The sequence below is a fragment of the Maribrevibacterium harenarium genome, from assembly GCF_006385675.1.
Classification (GTDB): domain Bacteria; phylum Pseudomonadota; class Gammaproteobacteria; order Pseudomonadales; family Marinomonadaceae; genus Marinomonas; species Marinomonas harenarium.
This window is the reverse complement of the sequence record NZ_VFRR01000006.1, coordinates 83630-103343: the sequence shown is the minus strand read 5'-3', so window position 1 is coordinate 103343 and position 19714 is coordinate 83630. Positions and strand designations below refer to the sequence as shown.

At 48.4% G+C, this 19714-nt stretch carries 18 protein-coding genes; 8 read left to right on the top strand and 10 right to left on the bottom strand.

Annotated features, from left to right (window positions below; translation table 11 throughout):
• Positions 1 to 8: 8 nt before the first annotated feature.
• Both FJM67_RS05110 and FJM67_RS05105 read right to left on the bottom strand, forming a co-directional pair.
• On the bottom strand, positions 9 to 638 hold the full coding sequence (locus FJM67_RS05110; RefSeq protein WP_140587597.1) for a thiol:disulfide interchange protein DsbA/DsbL: 630 nt from the start codon (positions 636 to 638) through the stop codon (positions 9 to 11).
• A gap of 196 nt (positions 639 to 834) precedes the next feature.
• Entirely contained in the window at positions 835 to 1437 is a 603-nt protein-coding gene (locus FJM67_RS05105; protein WP_140587596.1) for a c-type cytochrome, read from the bottom strand.
• Between the two features lie 252 nt (positions 1438 to 1689).
• Between FJM67_RS05105 and yihA the strand changes: the two genes are divergently transcribed.
• Positions 1690 to 2310 carry a ribosome biogenesis GTP-binding protein YihA/YsxC gene (yihA, locus tag FJM67_RS05100; protein WP_140587595.1) on the top strand — a complete coding sequence of 207 codons (621 nt, stop codon included), beginning with the start codon at positions 1690 to 1692 and terminating at the stop codon, positions 2308 to 2310.
• A 115-nt stretch (positions 2311 to 2425) separates the two neighbouring features.
• On the opposite strand, the gene gshA is transcribed toward yihA, so the two are convergent.
• On the bottom strand, positions 2426 to 4021 hold the full coding sequence (gene gshA, locus FJM67_RS05095; protein WP_140587594.1) for a glutamate--cysteine ligase: 1596 nt from the start codon (positions 4019 to 4021) through the stop codon (positions 2426 to 2428).
• Between the two features lie 154 nt (positions 4022 to 4175).
• On the opposite strand from gshA, the gene FJM67_RS05090 reads away from it, so the two are divergent.
• The 4 genes from FJM67_RS05090 to FJM67_RS05075 all read left to right on the top strand — a co-directional run bounded on the left by FJM67_RS05090 (position 4176) and on the right by FJM67_RS05075 (position 9551).
• A complete protein-coding gene (locus FJM67_RS05090) occupies positions 4176 to 4616 on the top strand; it encodes a hypothetical protein (protein WP_140587593.1) in 441 nt (146 codons plus the stop codon).
• Between the two features lie 21 nt (positions 4617 to 4637).
• Positions 4638 to 5222 (top strand): SCO family protein, encoded by a 585-nt coding sequence (locus FJM67_RS05085; RefSeq protein ID WP_140587592.1) that lies wholly within the window; start codon positions 4638 to 4640, stop codon positions 5220 to 5222.
• A 346-nt stretch (positions 5223 to 5568) separates the two neighbouring features.
• The gene (locus FJM67_RS05080; protein ID WP_181161434.1) at positions 5569 to 8118 is read left to right on the top strand and encodes a DUF7151 family protein; all 2550 of its coding nucleotides are present in this window, start codon (positions 5569 to 5571) and stop codon (positions 8116 to 8118) included.
• A gap of 56 nt (positions 8119 to 8174) precedes the next feature.
• The gene (locus FJM67_RS05075) at positions 8175 to 9551 is read left to right on the top strand and encodes a hypothetical protein (protein WP_140587590.1); all 1377 of its coding nucleotides are present in this window, start codon (positions 8175 to 8177) and stop codon (positions 9549 to 9551) included.
• A gap of 131 nt (positions 9552 to 9682) precedes the next feature.
• Here the strand turns inward: FJM67_RS05075 and hisF are convergent, their stop codons facing one another.
• From hisF to hisB, 3 genes are read right to left on the bottom strand one after another with little or no spacing between them, the layout of a single operon-like run.
• Positions 9683 to 10456 carry an imidazole glycerol phosphate synthase subunit HisF gene (gene hisF, locus FJM67_RS05070; RefSeq protein ID WP_140587589.1) on the bottom strand — a complete coding sequence of 258 codons (774 nt, stop codon included), beginning with the start codon at positions 10454 to 10456 and terminating at the stop codon, positions 9683 to 9685.
• Between the two features lie 24 nt (positions 10457 to 10480).
• The gene (hisH, locus tag FJM67_RS05065) at positions 10481 to 11137 is read right to left on the bottom strand and encodes an imidazole glycerol phosphate synthase subunit HisH (protein ID WP_140587588.1); all 657 of its coding nucleotides are present in this window, start codon (positions 11135 to 11137) and stop codon (positions 10481 to 10483) included.
• Positions 11138 to 11147: 10 nt separating this feature from the next.
• Complete coding sequence (gene hisB, locus FJM67_RS05060) at positions 11148 to 11741, bottom strand: imidazoleglycerol-phosphate dehydratase HisB (RefSeq protein WP_140587587.1); 594 nt, start codon at positions 11739 to 11741, stop codon at positions 11148 to 11150.
• Between the two features lie 189 nt (positions 11742 to 11930).
• Between hisB and FJM67_RS05055 the strand changes: the two genes are divergently transcribed.
• Positions 11931 to 14291 carry an AsmA family protein gene (locus FJM67_RS05055; RefSeq protein WP_140587586.1) on the top strand — a complete coding sequence of 787 codons (2361 nt, stop codon included), beginning with the start codon at positions 11931 to 11933 and terminating at the stop codon, positions 14289 to 14291.
• A gap of 47 nt (positions 14292 to 14338) precedes the next feature.
• A complete protein-coding gene (gene mutY / locus FJM67_RS05050) occupies positions 14339 to 15406 on the top strand; it encodes an A/G-specific adenine glycosylase (protein WP_235889988.1) in 1068 nt (355 codons plus the stop codon).
• Between the two features lie 120 nt (positions 15407 to 15526).
• On the opposite strand, the gene FJM67_RS05045 is transcribed toward mutY, so the two are convergent.
• The 4 genes from FJM67_RS05045 to FJM67_RS05030 form a co-directional block, all read right to left on the bottom strand.
• Entirely contained in the window at positions 15527 to 16072 is a 546-nt protein-coding gene (locus tag FJM67_RS05045) for an RES family NAD+ phosphorylase (RefSeq protein WP_140587585.1), read from the bottom strand.
• The gene (locus FJM67_RS05040) at positions 16072 to 16440 is read right to left on the bottom strand and encodes a hypothetical protein (RefSeq protein ID WP_140587584.1); all 369 of its coding nucleotides are present in this window, start codon (positions 16438 to 16440) and stop codon (positions 16072 to 16074) included. The genes FJM67_RS05045 and FJM67_RS05040 overlap by 1 nt, the downstream gene beginning before the upstream one ends.
• Positions 16441 to 16730: 290 nt before the next feature.
• Complete coding sequence (locus tag FJM67_RS05035; RefSeq protein WP_219845895.1) at positions 16731 to 17963, bottom strand: type II toxin-antitoxin system HipA family toxin; 1233 nt, start codon at positions 17961 to 17963, stop codon at positions 16731 to 16733.
• The gene (locus tag FJM67_RS05030) at positions 17960 to 18220 is read right to left on the bottom strand and encodes a helix-turn-helix domain-containing protein (protein WP_140587583.1); all 261 of its coding nucleotides are present in this window, start codon (positions 18218 to 18220) and stop codon (positions 17960 to 17962) included. Before FJM67_RS05030 ends, FJM67_RS05035 begins: the two co-directional genes overlap by 4 nt.
• 148 nt (positions 18221 to 18368) lie before the next feature.
• Between FJM67_RS05030 and chrA the strand changes: the two genes are divergently transcribed.
• A complete protein-coding gene (gene chrA / locus FJM67_RS05025; protein ID WP_140587582.1) occupies positions 18369 to 19511 on the top strand; it encodes a chromate efflux transporter in 1143 nt (380 codons plus the stop codon).
• The last annotated feature ends 203 nt before the right edge of the window (positions 19512 to 19714 follow it).

Sequence of the window (19714 nt, the reverse complement as noted above, 5' to 3'; positions counted from 1 at the left end):
TATGTTTTTTATTGGCGAGCTTGACGCTCTTTTTCAATTAGGAAATCTACCACAGAGGTGATGTTATTATTGCCGCCCGCAGTAGCCGCTGTCACCAAGTATTTACCATTAACAATGATTCCTGGCACGCCACGAGCACCATAAGCGCGGATTTTAGCATCAGCTTGGCTTAGACGGCTGTTGACAGCAAAGGAATTGAACTGCTTGCGGAAAGTATCTTCGCTCACGCCATATTTGGCAAAAAATTCTGCTAGGTCGTCCTCGCTGTTTAAGCGTTTACCTTCTACATGAATGGCATTAAATAAATCTGCCCGTAGTTTATCTTCAACGCCTAGCAAGTCTGCCACGTAAAACGCTTTGGCATGATTCAACCAGCCACGGCCAAATACCGCAGGCATATATTTGAAGTCCACGTCATCGGCGATGTCTTTTTTCCAAGCAGAGACGATAGGTTCTAAGGAATAACAGTGGGGGCAGCCGTACCAGAAAATTTCGACCACTTCGACTTTATTCGGGTCGTCGGTACGTACTGGGTTTTTGATAGCGGTGTAGCCATTACCATCGCTATAGTCTGCGGCAAAGGCTTGAGTGAGTGGTAGTAGCAAGGCTACAAAAAACAGGCTGATGAACTTCTTCATTCAAATCTCCTAATTCGGCTTAATGGCAGCAAAGCTGCTCGGGCTTATCGTATTTCTGGTTATATCAAAATCCTGACAGGATTTGTAAGGATATACCTAGGACGTTTTACCTTAATGAAAGTTCGTATAAAGAGCAGAGGCATAAAAAATCCCCCATAAAGGAGGATTTTTTCAATGCTGAACTATCGTCTCACTACTAGTAAAGACCTTGAATGTAGCTAGAAACCGCTTTGATTTCTTGATCATTCATTTTGAATGCAATATCACGCATGATTTTGGCAGGATCGTTGTTGCGATCGCCAGATTGGAACATCTTCAGCTGGGCTGCAGAGTAATCTGCGTGTTGACCAGCAAGAGCTGGGAAGGCTGCAGAGTTCAAACCTTTACCAGCTGGGCCGTGACATGCCATACAAGCCGGCACACCAGTTGCCGTATTACCAGCACGGAATACTGCTTTACCGGCTTCTACTAGAGCTGGGTCAGCTTGGCCTGCTACTACGTTGTTGCTAGAAAAGTACGCAGCAATATCAGCTAAGTTTTGATCTGTCATGCCATCTAACAGGCCAGTCATTTGTGCTACCGGACGTGCACCGGATTTGATGTCCTGCATTTGCTTCAACAGGTATTTCTCTGTTTGCCCTGCTAGCTTAGGAAACGTAGAATCTAAGCTATTACCGTCAGCACCGTGACAAGCGGCACAAACCGTCGTCAACGCTTTGCCGGCTTCTGCATTACCTTGTGCTACAGCAACCGAAGTGGCGCCCATAGCAACTAACATACCGATCAGAACTTTTTTCATTCGCTGCCCCTGACGTTCAATCGAAAAATGTGACGAGGCCATTCTGGCAAATGGTCGCCAATATTGTATTTTGCCCTTATTTTAGTCCGCCCGTTGGCGACGATGCTCTACTTAAGCGAGCCAAGTGTGACCACTTGTGTAAAAACACGCCGAAGCATAGCAAATAAACTAATTGGCAGGCATTATATACAACCAAGAAAAAAACGTGAACGACAAACAATTTATATTGATCAATATCAAAAATTTACCCCTATGACCCCATATGACCCGATCTTTCGCTCGGCACATTTTATCAAAAGTGCCGAGAAGCTTTCCCAATGCCCCCTAGACCAAGGTCTAGAGGTCGCTTTTGCTGGCCGTTCCAACGCCGGTAAATCTACTGCCCTGAATACTCTCGCTGATCAAAAGAAACTAGCGCGCACCTCAAAGACGCCTGGCCGTACGCAGTTAATCAACTGTTTTGGCTTGAGTGTCGACGATAAACGCCTAGTGGATTTGCCTGGATATGGTTTTGCTAAAGTGCCAGTCGCCATGAAAGAAAATTGGCAAGCGCATATGCAAGACTACTTGATGAATCGTCACTCCTTGACTGGCGTGGTCTTGGTAATGGATATCCGTCATCCATTGAAAGAGTTTGACCTAATGATGCTGGAGTGGGCGAAAGCCAACCAAGTGCGAGTTCATGCTTTGTTGACTAAAGCAGACAAACTCAAGCGTGGCCCTGCGAAAAGCACCATGCTGCAGGTAAAAAAAGCCATGCAGGAAATGGGCGTAGAGGGCAGTGCGCAGATGTTCTCTGGGCTTAATAATGAAGGGGTTGATGAATTGCGTTTGCAACTAGCGCAGTGGTTGGAGCTTCCTGAGCCTGAGTAAATTAGCGGGGGCAAATTAGAGGTGTCAGACCCTCCTGCTGCTGGGGTCAGACCCTCCTGAAAGTGCAGTGGCTAAAACAAGCCCACCTGCCAGGAGGGTCAGACCCCAGTAGTCACTAGCACTGGGGCTGCATGTAGTCCGCAAGGAAAGTATCGAAATCCACCACATCGGTGGCTTCAATCTCGGCCTGCTTCGCCAACGACTGCTCCGCCATTGCTGCAAATTTCTCAGCCAATTCAGAATCAATCGGTGTGGCTAGCCAGCTTGCCATCTGTTGATTGGCGAGCTTTAACATAGCCGCTTGGTAGCTTCCCGCTTCACCACTTAAGGTTTCCACCTTGCTGGCTGGCAATTTGCTGATATCTTCCAGCTTGTGCTCTTGCTTAAGCACCGCTGCTAAGTATTCCCCATTGCCAGTCTTCTCACTTAAAAAGCGGGCTAAAGTTTCCATCTGTCCAAGCAAATCCTGAGCACGCTGTTTCAGTTGGACTGGACCTTGGCCAAAATCAAATGCTCGTTCTAGCTCACGACCATGGGTGGCAATGGCTTGCTGTGTTTCACGCAGCTGGCGACACACCTCCGGCTCCATACGCTCGTCCCCATGAAGCATACAGCACATCAAGAATACGTCGAGGAAGTACAAGGTTTCCTTTTGCATACCGATCGGTGAGCAGGGGTCGATATCCATAATACGCACTTCGATGTACTCCACCCCGCGTCGCTGTAGAGCGGCACTTGGATGTTCCCCAGGCAGTGTCACCCGTTTCGGGCGGATATCGCTGTAGTATTCATTTTCGATTTGCAGCAAATTGGTGCTAAGTTGGCGGTATTTACCATCAACTTTTAAACCAATTCGCTCGTAATCTTCATAAGGGGTACGTAGTGCACCCTTGATGGTTTTGATATAGGTATCAACTTCGTTGTAGCACACGTATAAACCGGCCTGAGCCTTGTTTTGATAGCCCATATCGCTCATACGTAGGGAAGTGGCCCCGTGGCCAACCCAAGTGTTGCCACCCAGCTCCGCGAGACCTTGGGGCTTTTGCGGCAAGAAGCTAGAGTCAATGGCTGGGGACGCCCCAAATAATAGGGACAACAGCCAAGATTTACGGCGGAAGTTACGGATCAAAGCAAAGTACTGCTCTGATTTGAACTGCTGACGTTGCTCTGGCGTGGATACATCCACCTGGCGTAGATCAGCCAAGTAATCCCAGAAGGTCTCACTAAATGAGAAGTTGTAATGCATACCGGCGATACATTGCATAATGCGGCCATAGCGGTTAGACAGACCTTCTCGGTAGACACGCTTTAATTGGCCTACGTTGGACTCACCATAATAGGCAATGGGCACTTCGTCATGACCTTCTAAATGGCAAGGCATACTGCCCGGCCAGAGGCATTCATCCAACTTCGCCAAGGCATGGTTGGTAACCAAGTGTATATCGTTTAGTTCACCCAATACCCCTTCCACTGAGTCATACACACCGGTGATAAACTCCATAAGGGCTTCCGAGTAATCGGTAGTAATGGCTCCGTGGGTCAGCGCAGAGCCCAAAGCTTTCGGGTGAGGCTGCTTTGAAATACGTCCGCTGTCTTTATTGACTCGCAGAGCTTCGCGCTCCACACCTCGGAAAAAACGTACGGCATCGCGCCCTGAGTCGTGCTGAAGAAACTGATCAAGTTTGTCCAGCGCAGTGTATAAGTCAGTCAAGGAAGCGCATCCTTCAAAAAATTGGAAAGTTGGGGGATTGTACTCGCCATAGGGAAACAGCGGCAACAATAGTCGTTTGCGGTTGCGCAAAGATTACAGAATCAGGCGGCTTATGGCATTATTGACGGGTTTTTAAATTGTTACTGGGGCGTGTGTGAAAAATCCATTTGTTAAACTCTTTGCCATCAGCTTCCTCGGAGCGCTTTTAACCGCATTGGTGATTAAATCCCAAGAGGGTAGCACCGCCCAAGGCACGCCATTAATATGCGACAGCCAAAACGGCCAGTGTGAAACTTTCGGTGGTATTCAACTGAACTTCCCAGAGGGAATTAAAACCACGGGTGAAGTGCCAGTAGAATTTACCTTGCCAGCAGGCTCTGAGCAGCTAGTGCCAAAGCTTGCGGTGAAATTAGAAGGAAAAACCATGTATATGGGCCTGAACGAGTACCAACTTGACCTAGCCCAAGGTACTCTCTATCGCGGAAACATTAGAATCCCTGTATGTACCACCGAGAAGATGGATTGGCTGATGTCCATTTCCGTACCGGAAGCCAACGTGGCGCCAATTGTGTACGAGTTTTCTATCTCTCATTAACGTTGAATTGAAGAGTTACTCATGAAGCTGAAACCGATCGTTGTTTTTCCTGCCTTAATTGCCTTCGTGCTGTTGTTATCCGTTGCCATCATCATGATTGGCGATAACGCTAACAGCAATAATGGCCGCTTGGGTGGCGACTTTACCCTAACCAGTGACAAAGGTCCGGTTTCCCTGAGTGACTTTGACGACAAGCTAAAACTGGTCTTCTTTGGCTACACCCACTGCCCCGATATCTGCCCACTGTCCCTCGCGAATGTCAAAGTAGCGATGAAACAACTATCGGAAGAAGTGGTCAACCAGACCCAAACCATCTTCGTTAGTGTTGATCCCAAGCGGGATAACGTGGAGCACCTAGCGCGCTATGTCGGCTTCTTCGATAAACGCTTTATCGGCGTGACCGGCACTAAAGAAGAAATCGACAAGGTGGTAAAACAGTATGGCGCTTTCTACCGCATGGTGGAAACCCCAGACTCTGCCATGGGCTACACCGTTGACCATAGTGCCCGCATTTACCTGATTGGCCGCGATAACCAAATCAAAGAATACCTCTACCACGACTCTAAGCCGGAAGAAATCGCTGCTGCCATCCAAAAGGCGCTTTAAAAACCCGCTGTGCGGGTGAACTTCTGCCCCTTTCGCCATCAGGCTACTGTTACTGGCTCCACAAGCAAGCTTGTAAGGTCGCTGCGCAACAGAGCCTTATGCCTCGTTATTGTCTCGATAACCCAGCTGTGCGGGTGATTTTCGAGCAAATATTGATCTAACGTCTTTATTTTTACACAAAGCCACAGTAATCTAACGGTCGATTTACAAATAGGTTCATGTGGTTTCACATAACCAACTGGTTAGTACACGGATACGGAATTAGCGCTAACCACATGAACGAAGAAAACTAGGAAATAGAGGAAACTTCACCAAGCTCTTAAAACGCTCCCGCGTCTCTCTTGCTGTGGCACTTGCCTCAGCGGCTCTTATTACTGGTTGTGCTCCTGAAGATACCGTGGCGACGGTGGAAGACACCGATAATCAGACATCAACGCCTACCAATATCACAGGCGAACTTGGAATTGTCACTGGCCAAGCAATTGTGGCTCAGTCTGCTATCGAATCTTTAGGTAGTTCTGAGTGTGGTACCAATGGTGGCATAAAGATTACGTGGGGTAATGATGATAACCCTGCTAACGGCAAATTGGATGAGAGAGAGATAGTTCAAACACAATATATTTGTCACGGTGAGGATGGTGCTACAGGCGCGAAAGGTGATAAGGGTGATACTGGTGCTGCTGGTCAGAATGGTTTAGATGGTAATGACGGCGATAGCGCATTCTTTGAAAAAGTGGCCGCGACAACAAGCAACAGTAGCTGTACCGCAGGCGGTTGGAAATTTACGTTCGGTACCAAAAACTCTAGCGGTGATGTGGTCACTTCAGACACAGCAGAGATTTGTAATGGTGTAGATGGCAGCGACGGTACAACGACTGGCGGGACTGTTACTGCTAATAATTTGGACGATAAAATCGCCCAAGGTAAAGCTCTGGTAGCGAATGCAAAGACCTATCTAAATAAGCTCACCAGTCAAGACATGCAAGCCGCGTATGAAACCTATGGGGCAGATCTTGAAGCCGCTGTATCCGGTGATGCAGTTGCGCCTATGTATGGTGCCATGGTAGTCACTCTTAGTGCTTTGATTGATGGCTTTGTAAACGAAATCGATCAAACCACATTTGAATCTCAACTATCCGATATGGTTGCAGATAGCTATTTTGTTATCAGTCAAGGTAGTGGTTACGATGTTACTATTAATGAATCAGGCGCATCGGTAAAAGGCTTAATTTTCCAATCCACAGACATAAACAGCACTGGTCAGCTCACCAACTATGTTGTTGATATGGAGTTAGATTATATCAAGTCCGTTGAAGGCAATGGTGATACAACCGAGTCTCTATCTGTATCTTCATTCACGGTTACTGCTGATCAGGCCTACACGTTATCGTTCTCAGATGTAGGGGGAGCAGAGCTGAAAACCAAGCTTGGCGAATCTGTTATCGACTTGATCCGATCTGAAACAGACAGCGCGCCCGCCCTTGCTTCTGCTGATTCTGGTATGAGCCTAGCGCTAAAGGGTCTGACCCTAAAAGACTTTAGTAATAATCTGGAGTTTGTTGCTGACGCGCATCTTGCAGTGTTGCTTGATGAGTCAGCTTACGAAACCGGTGACATTGCCATGTCAATTACTGGTATGGGACTCCAAGGTAAACTGACTTTCGGTGGTGAGACGTCTTCCATCGGTGCCAATATTACTTTCCCTGAGGGCGCTGTAATTTCAGACTCGGCAATAGACAATTTCGAGTATGACTTAGAAGAGGCATACTACAATGCAGGTACGATTAGCTTACCTTATACATTCGAGGAGTTAACCGAAACCTATAACGGTGAGGAGCTTTTCGTTGGTTATCGTCTAACGTTTGATTTCACTCCATTAAATCAACCTCTTATTGATGTTATGACGAGCTACTTAGCAGAAACACCGGCGAGTCTGAGTGAACAGTTGGTTTCTCAAAGAGTGGTAGACTTCCGTGTGTCCGAATCTAATCTAGATGAAGTGAGTAAACTCGATTCAGAACTTTACTCAGACTGGGCTTTCAACATCGCTTATGCAACTCAAGTATCTGAATACAACTCAGATGGCTTAGAAATGAGTGCATATAATTGGCGTAACAGTTCATCTAACTTTTCTGATGAAGCGACTTTGCAATCCTACCTTCAAGAATGGGTAGAGAAATATGTTGATTTTGGTTTGGGAGAATATGGAAGTCTAGCCGTTTCGTACTCAGACCCTGCAGATATAGGTATGTGGTTCTTAGATTCCTATAACTCCTTCTATGTCGATACGTTAGCTGATTCTAGCTTTGACACCATCGCATTAGGTGGAGCTCGAAATGTCCAATATTCTTACGGTTATACCGACTCCGAATTAACCGGATCAATGGACGTTGATAGTGTCCAAGCATGGGTACAAAGCACAATTGCAGAAGATATGTATATTGGCTTTAACCTGACTGATGGAAATATGTCTGAAGTTCTTTCAGGTGACATCCAGTTCGATATTGCAATTGGTGAAGGTCTAGACCTAACAACATCAGATAACGGTGCTGTCTCTCTGGTAGGTCTTGGCGATGAAGGTTTACATCTCACGGCTAGCGTTGAGTTGGTTAAAGGAGAGTACGAATGGGAGCATTGTTACTACTACACGGGCGGGGCAGATTGCCATATGCATTCAGATCCAGAGTCGCAGCCTGTAAATGAAACGTTTAACGTAACAGTAACAGACAACGACGGTGGTCAATTAATTTTGAAATTCCAAGAACCACTAGTCGGCCAGGACTACAATGCACTTGTCCGTGTGGACGGTGTCAATGTAGGTCAATTGGTTGAAAATAACCAAGGTGAGCCGGTTATTCAGTTCCGTGATTTCGAGATTGTACCTTTAATAGACTAAACGCTAGTCTACCTACAAAGGGCGGCATTAGCCGCCCTTTTTGTAATGAGTATCGGATGAAATCATTCTTTTCCCCGTGGCTTTTGCTGCTTACTCCGTTGTCTGTTGTTGCGCAACCATTGTTATGGTCGCCCCAGCTATCCTTAGTGCCTTCGGTTTCTGATCGCTCCGAGCTTTCTTATGAGTTAGAAGTTGAACGCTTCTATAATGATGAAAACGGCTATGGCGTTCACCAAGGTCATCTATTCACGGCGCAGTATTGCCTGCCTAAAAGTTATGATGGCAAGGTAGCTGCTTGCATAGGAGGAGAGCGCTTTTCCGACCATTTGGAGTGGCAAGAGAAATTTACGTCGACTGAGTTTAGTGGTAGCCAGCTAAGTGAATATTCTCAAACTTATCTTTCAGGAAGCTGGGAGTTTAACAACAAGGCTACGCTTGAAGCTCAGTTGGGGCGTTTGGATTCTGGATATGCTAATGGCTTGGCGAAATTACAAACTGAGCCTTTCTCCGTTTGGGTTGGGCAGGACTCCTCTGCAACGGGGTTGCATGGGGGGCTTTCGGTATCATTAACTGATACTGACCAACATAATGTCTCTCTCGACCACTCTGCCCATTTAGGTCCGTATGCGGGGGCTTCGTTTAACCTGTTTGATCATTACATCAGCTATCAGCAACAGGCGCTGAATCACCCAACTGTCCAAACTGCACAATGGCAGATACGTCCAGTTCGTTCAGGAGTTGAAGTCGATATTCAGTCTTATAGCGAAAAGCTAGATACGCAGCTCTATTTTGATGGTGTCGCGGTAAGTCAATATGATAGCTGGCAATCCGACTTCCGGCGTGATCAACATTATATTGGTTGGCGTTGGGATAGCGCGTGGCTAGGTGTTTACCGGGATATAGTGAGCTTTGATGCCAGTACTTACCTGCGTCTATCTGATAAAGCGTGGAATAGCGTCGAATCTGGGAGCGTGATTGAAGGGGCGCTACTTTCTACGATACACGCTATTACCGGCGATATATCAGCTGATTCGGAGTTTCTAGCGCTACGTTTAGGTCGAGATTGGCAGTGGGAAAATGTCGAGCTGTCTTGGGACAACTTGATTGGGGATATAAAAATTAGCTCTACTAATAAAAGTGAGCTGAGAATCATCCTGCTAGCGAACCAATTTAACAATGGAAGCGACGAGTTTAGCGATACCCTTTGGGTCCCCAAACTGACATTAAACTATCAGCCCAACAACTGGCGACTCGCTTATACTTTCCAACAAATTATACCTTTCAGTGAGGTGCGCAAACTGTTGGATTCTCCCAGTGACCGTAAGGGAGGAGGTGATTCTACAGGTTCAAACACTGAGCAACAAAAAGCAAAAAACTGGCTCTGGCCTCAAATCGGTGGCTATCACCAACTTACCCTTTCCTACCAATGGTGATCACTGATTGCTTAGCTCTATAAACGTTCAGCAGCGGTTAAACGCATAGTCCTTCCCTATGGGGTCAGACCCTCCAGATAAATGCTTGTTTAAACATAGCGTATCTGTAAGGAGGGTCTGACCCCTTATGCTTACAACCGCATTTCGATGCCAGCGGCAGCCATTTTCTCTTTGGCTTCTTGGATCGAGTATTCGCCAAAGTGGAAGATGCTGGCGGCCAGTACCGCGTCGGCTTTACCTTCGATAACGCCATCCACAAGGTGATCCAAGTTACCCACACCGCCCGAGGCGATAACCGGTACATGAACGGCTTCGCTGATGGCGCGGGTGACGCCAAGGTCAAAGCCATTTTTGGTGCCATCACGGTCCATGCTGGTTAGCAGGATTTCCCCAGCGCCGTAGTCGACCATTTTCTTCGCCCACTCTACCGCGTCCAAGCCAGTTGGTTTGCGGCCACCGTGGGTAAAGATTTCCCATTTGTCTGGCTCGCCTGCGGCGCTGACTTTTTTCGCATCAATGGCAACCACGATGCACTGGGAGCCAAAGCGCTGTGCCGCTTCGCGGACAAATTCCGGGTTAAATACCGCGGCGGTGTTGATGCCTACTTTGTCGGCACCGGCATTCAGCATACGGCGAATATCATCACAAGTACGAATGCCGCCACCCACCGTTAGGGGGATAAACACTTCTGCAGCGATGGCTTCCACCATATGTACCGTGGTTTCACGGTCGTCGGAGCTGGCGGTGATGTCCAAAAAGGTAATTTCGTCGGCACCTTGTTCGTTGTAGCGCTTCGCCACTTCCACTGGGTCACCGGCGTCGCGGATATCGACGAATTGTACGCCTTTGACGACGCGACCATTGTCCACATCAAGGCAGGGAATAATACGTTTTGCTAAGGCCATGTGTTGATTTCCTGTCCTAATCGGTTACGGCTTGCCATCCCAGTGGATGAAGTTTTTGTAAAGTTGCAGACCATCTTTATGGCTTTTTTCCGGGTGGAATTGCACCGCAAATACATTATCGCGGGCTAATGCGACGCAGAACTCATGGCCATATTCACAGGTGCCGGCAACTTCCGCTTTGTTCTCTGGTACCACATAGTAGCTGTGTACAAAGTAGAAACGGGCGTTGTCTTCGATGCCAGCCCAGAGAGGGTGATCGATGGTGTGTTTTACTTGGTTCCAACCCATGTGTGGCACTTTAAGTTTGGAGCCATCTTTGTCTTTGTGGTCATCGCCGAAGAAGAGGGCGTTGCCGGCAAAGTGGTTCAGACAGTCCACTCCACCGTTTTCTTCGCTGTGGCTCATAAGTGATTGAATACCCACGCAAATCGCCAAAAACGGCTTTTCTGCCATGGCTTTACGAATCACCGGCACCAAGCCCTGCTTGTACATTTCACCGATACAGTCGCGAATCGCACCGACACCGGGTAGCAATACCCGATCCGCCCCATCAATTACGGCAGGATCGCTAGTAACAACGACTTTCGTGTTGTCACCGGCGGCGTGTTCTAACGCTTTGGCAACCGAGTGCAGGTTGCCCATGCCGTAGTCTATGACGGCAACTACAGATTGCTTTTCCATTATTCCAACCTTACAAACAGCCTTTAGTGGAAGGCATTTGCCCCGCCATACGCTCGTCCACTTCCAATGCCATACGCAAGGCGCGACCAAAGGCTTTGAAAATGGTTTCCGCTTGGTGGTGGGTGTTGTGACCCCGTAGGTTGTCCAAATGCAGCGTTACTTGAGCATGGTTCACAAAACCGTGGAAGAACTCAGAAAACAAATCCACATCAAATTTGCCAACGGAGCCACGGGTGAAAGGCACGTGCATTTCTAAACCTGGGCGGCCAGAGAAGTCGATAACTACGCGGGACAAGGCTTCATCTAATGGCACATAAGCATGGCCGTAACGTTTGATGCCCTTTTTATCGCCAACCGCTTGTTTGAAGGCTTGGCCCAAGGTAATACCCAAATCTTCCACCGTATGGTGCGCGTCGATATGCAAGTCGCCCACTGCGTGAATGTCTAGGTCAATCAAACCATGGCGTGCTACTTGATCCAACATGTGGTCAAGAAAGGGGACGCCGGTTTCACACTGGAATTGACCAGTGCCGTCTAAATTAACAGTGACCTTGATTTGCGTTTCGAGCGTATTGCGCTCTACGGTAGCAATCCGGTTGGACATAGCAGGGGATCTCCTCGGTGGGTCAGATGGACCGATTGAAATAAAAGTTATGCAACATTATAAAGCTAGCGCTCGGTGGCTTCTATGGTTTTTATAGGGAAGCTGCGACAGGCTGCGGCTAGGGAGCGACAAAGAAGGGTGATATGATGCTCAACACACAGACTGAGATCGGATACTCACGGGGAAAATATGGTTTGGTTTAAGCGATTAGGATATTTGATCGGGGCGCTAGTGGCGCTGATCATGGCAGCAGTGGTTTACATTTTGGTCTTTGTCGACCCGAATCAATTTAAAGGCCAGCTAACGCAAGTCGCGAAAGAGCAGGCTAATGTGAGCCTGCGTTTAGATGGCGATATTAGCTGGTCATTTTTTCCGTGGCTTGGGCTTAGTCTTGAAAATATTGGCGTCGCCATGGGGGATGCGCCAGAGGTGGTGAGCTTCGACAAGGCCGAGTTTAGCCTTGCGGTGATGCCGCTACTGCAACAATCCATTGAAGTGGAAAAGGTGCGTCTAATCGGCCTCAATGCTGACCTAAAAGTGGCTGCCGATGGTACCCCTAACTGGCTGCCTCCGGTGACCAATACGCCTGCAGAGACAAATGCGGGCGCAACGACAGCGGAAGCGACCGGCGCGGAGCAGTCATCTTCCGTAGCGCCTACCGAAAATACCGATGCTCCCGGCGCTCTGACTTTGCCTCAAATCGCATTGGATGAGTTGCTGATTCAAAACGCGACCATTTCCTACACCGACGCCAGCGCGGATTTAAAAGCCAAGGCAACGGCTAACCTTACTCTAACCAATGTGCGCTGGGATCAGGCTTGGCCCATGTTGCTGGATGTGACCGTCGAGCAGAGCAACCTTACCGGACAGAATCCAATTAAGGCTAATGTGGCGCTGTCTTCTAACCTAACTGTGTTCCCCGAGCGTCAGGCTTTGTCGCTAGCAAAACTGGAGGTGAAAAGCTCCGTCAATATGGAAGCTTTGCCGGTGCAACCTTTAGATGCTTTGCTAGAAGTAGCGAGTTTGGATCTCGACTTGCCCCAGGAAAACCTTCAAGTAGAAGGGCTTAGCCTTAGCGCCCTAGGAATCAATGCCGATATCCAAGCAGAAGTCTATCAGTTCCTCACTGCACCGGAGTTTAGTGCTGTCGTGAGTGTGGCCGAGTTCTCCCCTAAAGCGCTGCTGGGGAAACTTAATATTGAATTGCCCGAAATGGCGGATGAAACGGTACTGCAAAAGGCCAGTTTAAACCTTTCTGCCAAAGGCAATTTGGATACGGTAAAAGTGCAGCCCATTTCTTTGGCTTTGGATGATACGGAAATCGAAGCCAATGCCCTGTTGCATTTGAACCCATTATCTTGGGATGTGAAAGTGGCCGGTGCCAACCTAGATGTGGATCGTTACCTGCCGCCGGTTGTAGAAGGGGTTGAGGAAGACGTTGCAGCGGTGCCGACGCAAGAGAATGCCGAAGCTCCCGCTGGTGATTTAATCCCAGTCGAGTTGGTGAAAACCCTAAATGGCCACTTCGGCTTTATATTCGATACGTTAAAAGTGAAAAACGTTTCCATTGACCGCATCGAATTGGACTCCAACCAGCGCGACGGCGTGGTGACCATCAATCCAGCTAAAGTCACCTTGTATGACGGTGATGTGAGCCTGCAAGCCAAGCTAGATGTGAATGGTTCTGAGCCACGTATCGATATCTCCCCCGCCATGAATGGGGTGCAGATCCAGCCATTGCTCAATGACTTTATGGAGCTGGACAAAATCGCTGGTGCCACTTACCTACAAGGGGATATGTACACCACCGGCAATAGCGTTGATGCCTTTATGAAGCAATTGAACGGTGACCTATTGGTGGAAATCAAAAGCGGTGCTTTGGTGGGTATGAACCTGACCCAAAGTGTTTGTGAAGGCATTGCCGCTAGCCGCGCCCGTACTATTGATAAAAGCCTTTATGGGGCAGACACGCCATTTGAAACCATGCAATTCCCAGCTCGGATTGTAAATGGTGAGGTGTCCACTCCGGGCTTGGAAATTTCGGCGGTGGGTGTTGAAGTAACCGGTGATGGTGTGGTGTCACTGCCGAATAGTAGCTTGAATTACACCGCCCGGGTTGGGGTATCGGGAAGCCAAGTTGACCCTGCATGTTCCGTGAAAAGCAACGTGCAGGCACTTAAGTTCCCCGTGGTATGTAAAGGTAAATTTAGTGATGACCCGGTAGGCTTGTGTCGCCCGGATATTGCTGGTTTTGGCAAAATCTTTACCGATTTAGCGAAAGCCGAGTTAGACGCTAAACTTGCTGCTGAAAAAGCCGCATTGCAGGCGAAGCTAGAGGCGGAAAAAGCTGCGGCACAAGCCAAGTTGGATGCAGAGAAAGCAGCCGCTCAAGCGAAGCTAGAGGCAGAAAAAGCCCGCGCTGAAGCGAAATTGGCGGAAGAAAAGGCCCGTCTGCAAGCGGAACTAGAAGCTAAGAAAAAGGCCGAGGAAGAAGCCTTGAAACAAAAAGCGGAAGACAAACTAAAAAGCGCATTGAAAGGGCTGTTCTAGCCCTTTCATGACCGAGAGAGCCCTTAAGAGAGAGCCCCGATAAAGCAATGAGCCTAACCACTATGGAGCTGACCCCGAAAGCAGACTTTGCGCCCCGAGTATTAAACTGGTTCAACCAGCATGGGCGCAAAAACTTGCCGTGGCAGCAAGACAAAACCCCTTACCGGGTTTGGATCTCTGAAATCATGTTGCAGCAAACCCAAGTGGCGACGGTGATCCCATACTACCAGCGTTTTATGGCATCCTTCCCGGATGTCTTTGCCCTTGCTGCGGCAGAGCAAGATGACGTGCTGGCCCACTGGAGTGGGCTGGGGTACTACGCTCGCGCCCGCAATATGCACAAAGCGGCGCAGCAGTTGGTCAATGATTGGGATGGGGAATTTCCGCAAACCCAAGAAGGTGTCTGTGAACTACCGGGGATAGGGCGCTCCACGGCAGCGGCGATTTTATCTATCTCCCGAGGGCAACAAACGGCTATTTTAGACGGCAACGTGAAGCGGGTATTGAGCCGTTACCATGCTATCCCCACTTGGCCGGGGGAAAAGAAAACTGAAAACGCCATGTGGCAACTGGCCGAGTCCTACATGCCCGCCGAGCGCTGTGGCGACTACACCCAAGCCATGATGGATCTAGGGGCGACCCTTTGTACCCGCAGCAAGCCCCAGTGCTTACTTTGCCCATTACAACGGGACTGCGACGGCCGCATTAGTGGTGATCCCACGCTTTTCCCAGTGAAAAAGCCGAAAAAAGCGGACAAACCGGTGAAACACACCCAAATGCTAGTGCTAATAAGTGACCATGGCATATTGCTAGAGAAGCGCCCAGCCACCGGCATCTGGGGTGGACTTTGGAGTCTACCAGAGATAGATAACCACGCAGACGTAGCACTAGAAACCGAACAGCGCTTTCCTGTATCCATTGACTCCGTTACCCCATTACCACAATTTCGCCATACCTTTAGCCACTACCACCTAGAAATCCGCCCCCAGCGGCTAGAGGTACAAGCCAACGACACCATCGGCGAAGACAAATACCAATGGTTTAACCTAGAACAAGCATTATCCCTTGGCCTACCCGCCCCGGTGCGCACCATCCTAGAGGGTCTGACCCTCTAAAATGGAGGGTCTGACCCTCTAAAATGGAGGGTCTGACCCCATGGGGTAGAAAGGAGGGTCTGACCCTGTAGGACGGGAGCTCGCTCCGCGAGCGAAAAAATAGCAGACCGACAAACCGATCTAAATATCTAAATCCAATTGGCCACCATATAAGGTTGTCAGTCTGCCTTCAGGATCGAACAGTTTTACTGATTTGGGCGGTAATCGATATAAAACGAGGTTACTTTCAGAGGTCATTACATAGCTTGGGACAAGGATGCCGTTTATCTGAGGGTGTGCACTAATGGCTCGGCAAAGCGCCCAGCCTGGCGGTTCCCTATTGCCCAACAGCATAGCCCGCCAAGGAGCGGCAAAAAGGTCACGATAATTTGATCTCAGGTCAACTACCCCGTCGATCTCGATGGCATAAGAGCAAAGCATTTGTGGCGCTAGGACCGCATTGGTTGCACCGCCCGAAACTTCCGCCCAGCAGCCATTAACACTTAGTCCCAAATAGAGTGCGGGGAATCCTTTTGGGTTAAATCTGCCGCCGGTGATGGTTGCGCCTTCCATACTTAGCGGAGACCAAGCCCAAACCGGGTTGTGCATCCGATAAGCGTTGCCCTTGTAGCTTGTTAAGGGCGAGTTCCCCAGACCTTGAATCAAAGCTTCGAGAGCAGATGACATTATTGGAAGCCCCCAAGCTCCCGCTCGGTAATCCAATCGTTTAGGGCCTCTATACCTTTTTCATGGTGTATCTTAATAATTTCAGCGGGTGTCAAACGCCCGAATGCTACCAACGGCTCACCGATATACCAAGCCCAAGCGGCCTGATCAGAATTAAACCATGGGCGTACACGGCGCAGCAGAGCATGGACTTCAATCAAGCGAGTCTGAACCTTCACATTCATAATGCGGTCTTTGCGCTTGAGTGACTGAGAGGGCAGGTCAACAAAACGCGCTATATGATCTACCGTAGTGCAAAACGCTTCTGCCCAAGAGCTAGGTAGCTCGTAGCCATGTGCTGGGGGAGAGCCAATTTTGAGAGTTGCCATAATACCTCCAGATGACATAATTTAGACATTAATTATCGTCAATATTATGTCCACATCGCCTTGTGGTCAATTTTTGAGCGCGATTGTAACTTTTTACAGGTTCAGACCCCGTAGGAGCTCGCTGTGAGAGCGACAAATCGACAGATAATCCAATTCCGTAGGAGCTCGCTGTGCGAGCGACAAATCGGCAGATAATCCAATTCCGTAGGAGCTCACTTGGCGAGCGACAAATCGGCGAGCGCCCCCCCACCCCGTAGGAGCTCGCTCTGCGAGCGACAAGATTCTGACCCCTAAGGAAATTTACGGTGTTTGGTGTGCCGGTATTTTTCGGTAAGTGGCTGATGTCGCATGACGTGGGAGACGGAGTTCTGAATTGAAGTCTTGAGTCCTTTCATAAGATTAACCTCGTTGGATTTGTCCAAGTAAGTCAAAATATCTTCAGCAGTCTGCTCGATTATGGATTTTGCATTGCGAATCTTAAAATACGGAGACTCCGCCAGCTTCAACAGAGTGGTAAAATCGGGAAAAGCTGTGCTGCCGGCCATTTTGAGAGCCATATTGTTGTCGATGGTGTCATAGATTAACGTGTGGGTGATATCGAAAGGTGGTGAGACAAATATGGTTTGCATATCGTCGCTATATTGTAAGGCAAAATTTTTCAGGTGTGCGTCACCATTGCCGATCAGGCAATTAAATACGATGTAGCGATACATCTTGCTAATTTCATCGACACTATTTGTATAAAGGTTTACAGCTTTTAGCAAGGCCTCGTAACTGCCGTTATATTTTCCGTCTGGTGTGTTGGGCTTTTTCATTAGGGTCGTGAAGTCTTCATAGCCCAAGCAAACTCCGTTAGGTTTATCGAAACGTTCCACGACGAAGGTGTTTAGGTCTTCGGCAAGATATGCCTTTGGTGGCTCTAAACCACAGTACCGGGCAGCCTCCATACAGACATATTCGTTTACCGTAAGCAGCGGGAATTCTGGATCATGGGATTTCACGATCAAATCCTTTTGCTCCATGGTTCGGCCAGTGTCCCCTGTGATGGTGTTTGGTAGGCTTACTTTAGGCTGCACCCCTGCTAAACCGTTACGCAAATAGTACTTTTCCAGTAACTGGGGAAAAAGTGGACTTTCACCTTGATAGTGCAAAATATCGGATAAGCTGAGTTGCTCAACTTCTGGTAGCGCTAGAATACTGTGATACTGAAGTCGGCCAATGCCATGATCTCCTTGCAATGCGAGGAGATACATATCATCTACTTTGGCATATCGAGCAAGTTTTTCCGCGATATAGCGACGGTTGAAGCCTTCTGGTAAGTTTTGGGAAAAAATCGGATGTAACGCCCCAGATGAGTAACCGTCTAAGGTCGGTCGAGTCATGGTTAGAGAAACATACCGCTCAGATTGTACTGGTTGAAAGTGATGCCTAGCCCCTTTGCCCAATATCCCAAGCTCTGTATTTTCTGCATGGACGCTAATCTGATTGATTTGTTTGGGGAACTTCTGCTCCTTTGCCATCATTCATCTTCCTCCCTGAAAAGATCATCTATCTCCTCCCAGCTGGGGAGCTGATGGCGCTTGGCGGAAACTTCCAGCGTAAGGCCAACCGCATCCAAGTAACGCTCATAGATATCTAGTGATCCAGTAAAATGGCCATTTTCGATCAGTGACAAGGTCGATTTGTTAATATGAGTCTGCTCTGCCAGCTGCTTTTGGGTCTTACCGAGTTGCTTGCGGGCATCGCGAATCTTTTGGCCTAGTTGCTGTCTGTTTGACACAATCATCTACCGAGTAATAAGTTTGTTATATAGCAAACATATTATGAAAAATAGCATAAGATTGCTATATAGCAATCTTTTGGATAACTCCTCCGTAGGAGCTCGCTTTGCGAGCGACAAAGCGGCGGGCGACTAAAATGGAGCATTTATGTTTACCACTATTTTCAAGAAATTCTTTCAACTTGGCTGGACGTCCTTCGGTGGACCGGCTGCCCATATTGGGTATTTCCGCAAGGTTTTTGTGGAGCAAGAGCAATGGGCAACGGAGCAGCAATACGCCCAGTGGGTAGCCCTAAGCCAAGTGATGCCGGGGCCAGGGTCGAGTCAGGTGGGTTTTGCGGTGGGCTATCATCGCGGTGGTGTGGCTGGGGGCGTGGCGGCATTTTTAGGCTTTACCCTGCCTTCTGTGATTTTGATGTGTTTATTTGCTTGGCTCGGTAGCTGGCTTAGTGACAGTAGCCTATTTAACAGCATCATAGGTGCGCTCAAGGTGATGGCAATCGTGATAGTACTCGATGCTATCTTGGGCATGGGGAGAAACTTCTGTAAAGACAGTACCACGAGGTGGATCGCCGCTGGAGCGGGTGTCTTTATCTTGATTTGGCCTTTCGCACTTGCGAGTGTGATTTTGGTGATTGGCGCTGGCTTGGTGGGAGCAAAATTGCAGTTAAAAGCGGGTACTGATTCCCCGGTTGCAAGCCGAACGGGGATGGCTGGTCCCCTCGCGTTAGTGGCGTTCTTAGCCTTATTTATTGGTAGTTTCAGCGTCACGTCTGGAGGACTAACAGGCTTTGCCGCCGAGCTATTCCAAGGGGGGAGTCTGATCTTTGGTGGCGGCCATGTGGTGCTACCTGTATTGACGGAATCCCTAGCAGAGTATTTACCAGCTAACGCAATGTTAACGGGTTACGCGGCGGCACAAGCCGTCCCTGGCCCAATGTTTACCCTAGCCACTTACCTTGGTGCGGTAGCTGGTGAGGGTACCGGCTTGATCTGGGCGCTGGTGGCAACATTGGCAATCTTTTTGCCGGGATTATTGCTGATGCTAGTGGGGCAACACTACTGGCATTCCCTTGCTCGAATTCAAGCAGCCCAAAGCGCCTTGGTGGCCATCAATGCCGCCGTGGTGGGCTTACTGGCCGCGACTTTAATTTTCCCTATCATTCCTGCTGGCATTCATAGCTTGTGGGATGTAGTGGTCGTGGTAGCGGGCTTTGTTTGGTTACAAAAAGCCAAACCACCAATTTGGCAAGTGCTGCTGGCATTTGTGGTGTATGGTGTGTGGTTTTGACTTAGAGCTGGCTTACTGGCTTATATCCTTATTATTTCCTCTTTTTAACATTTTGTGGTGTTTGGTTACAAAACTGCTTTTTGGTTATTATTCTGTTATCTTTAATTAATATAGCGAGTAAATAATTATTTTTAATTTGTTGAAAAATATAAGTTTTTTAAATTTAAATGTTAAATTTTGTAATGTAACTGTGGTTGCTCAGT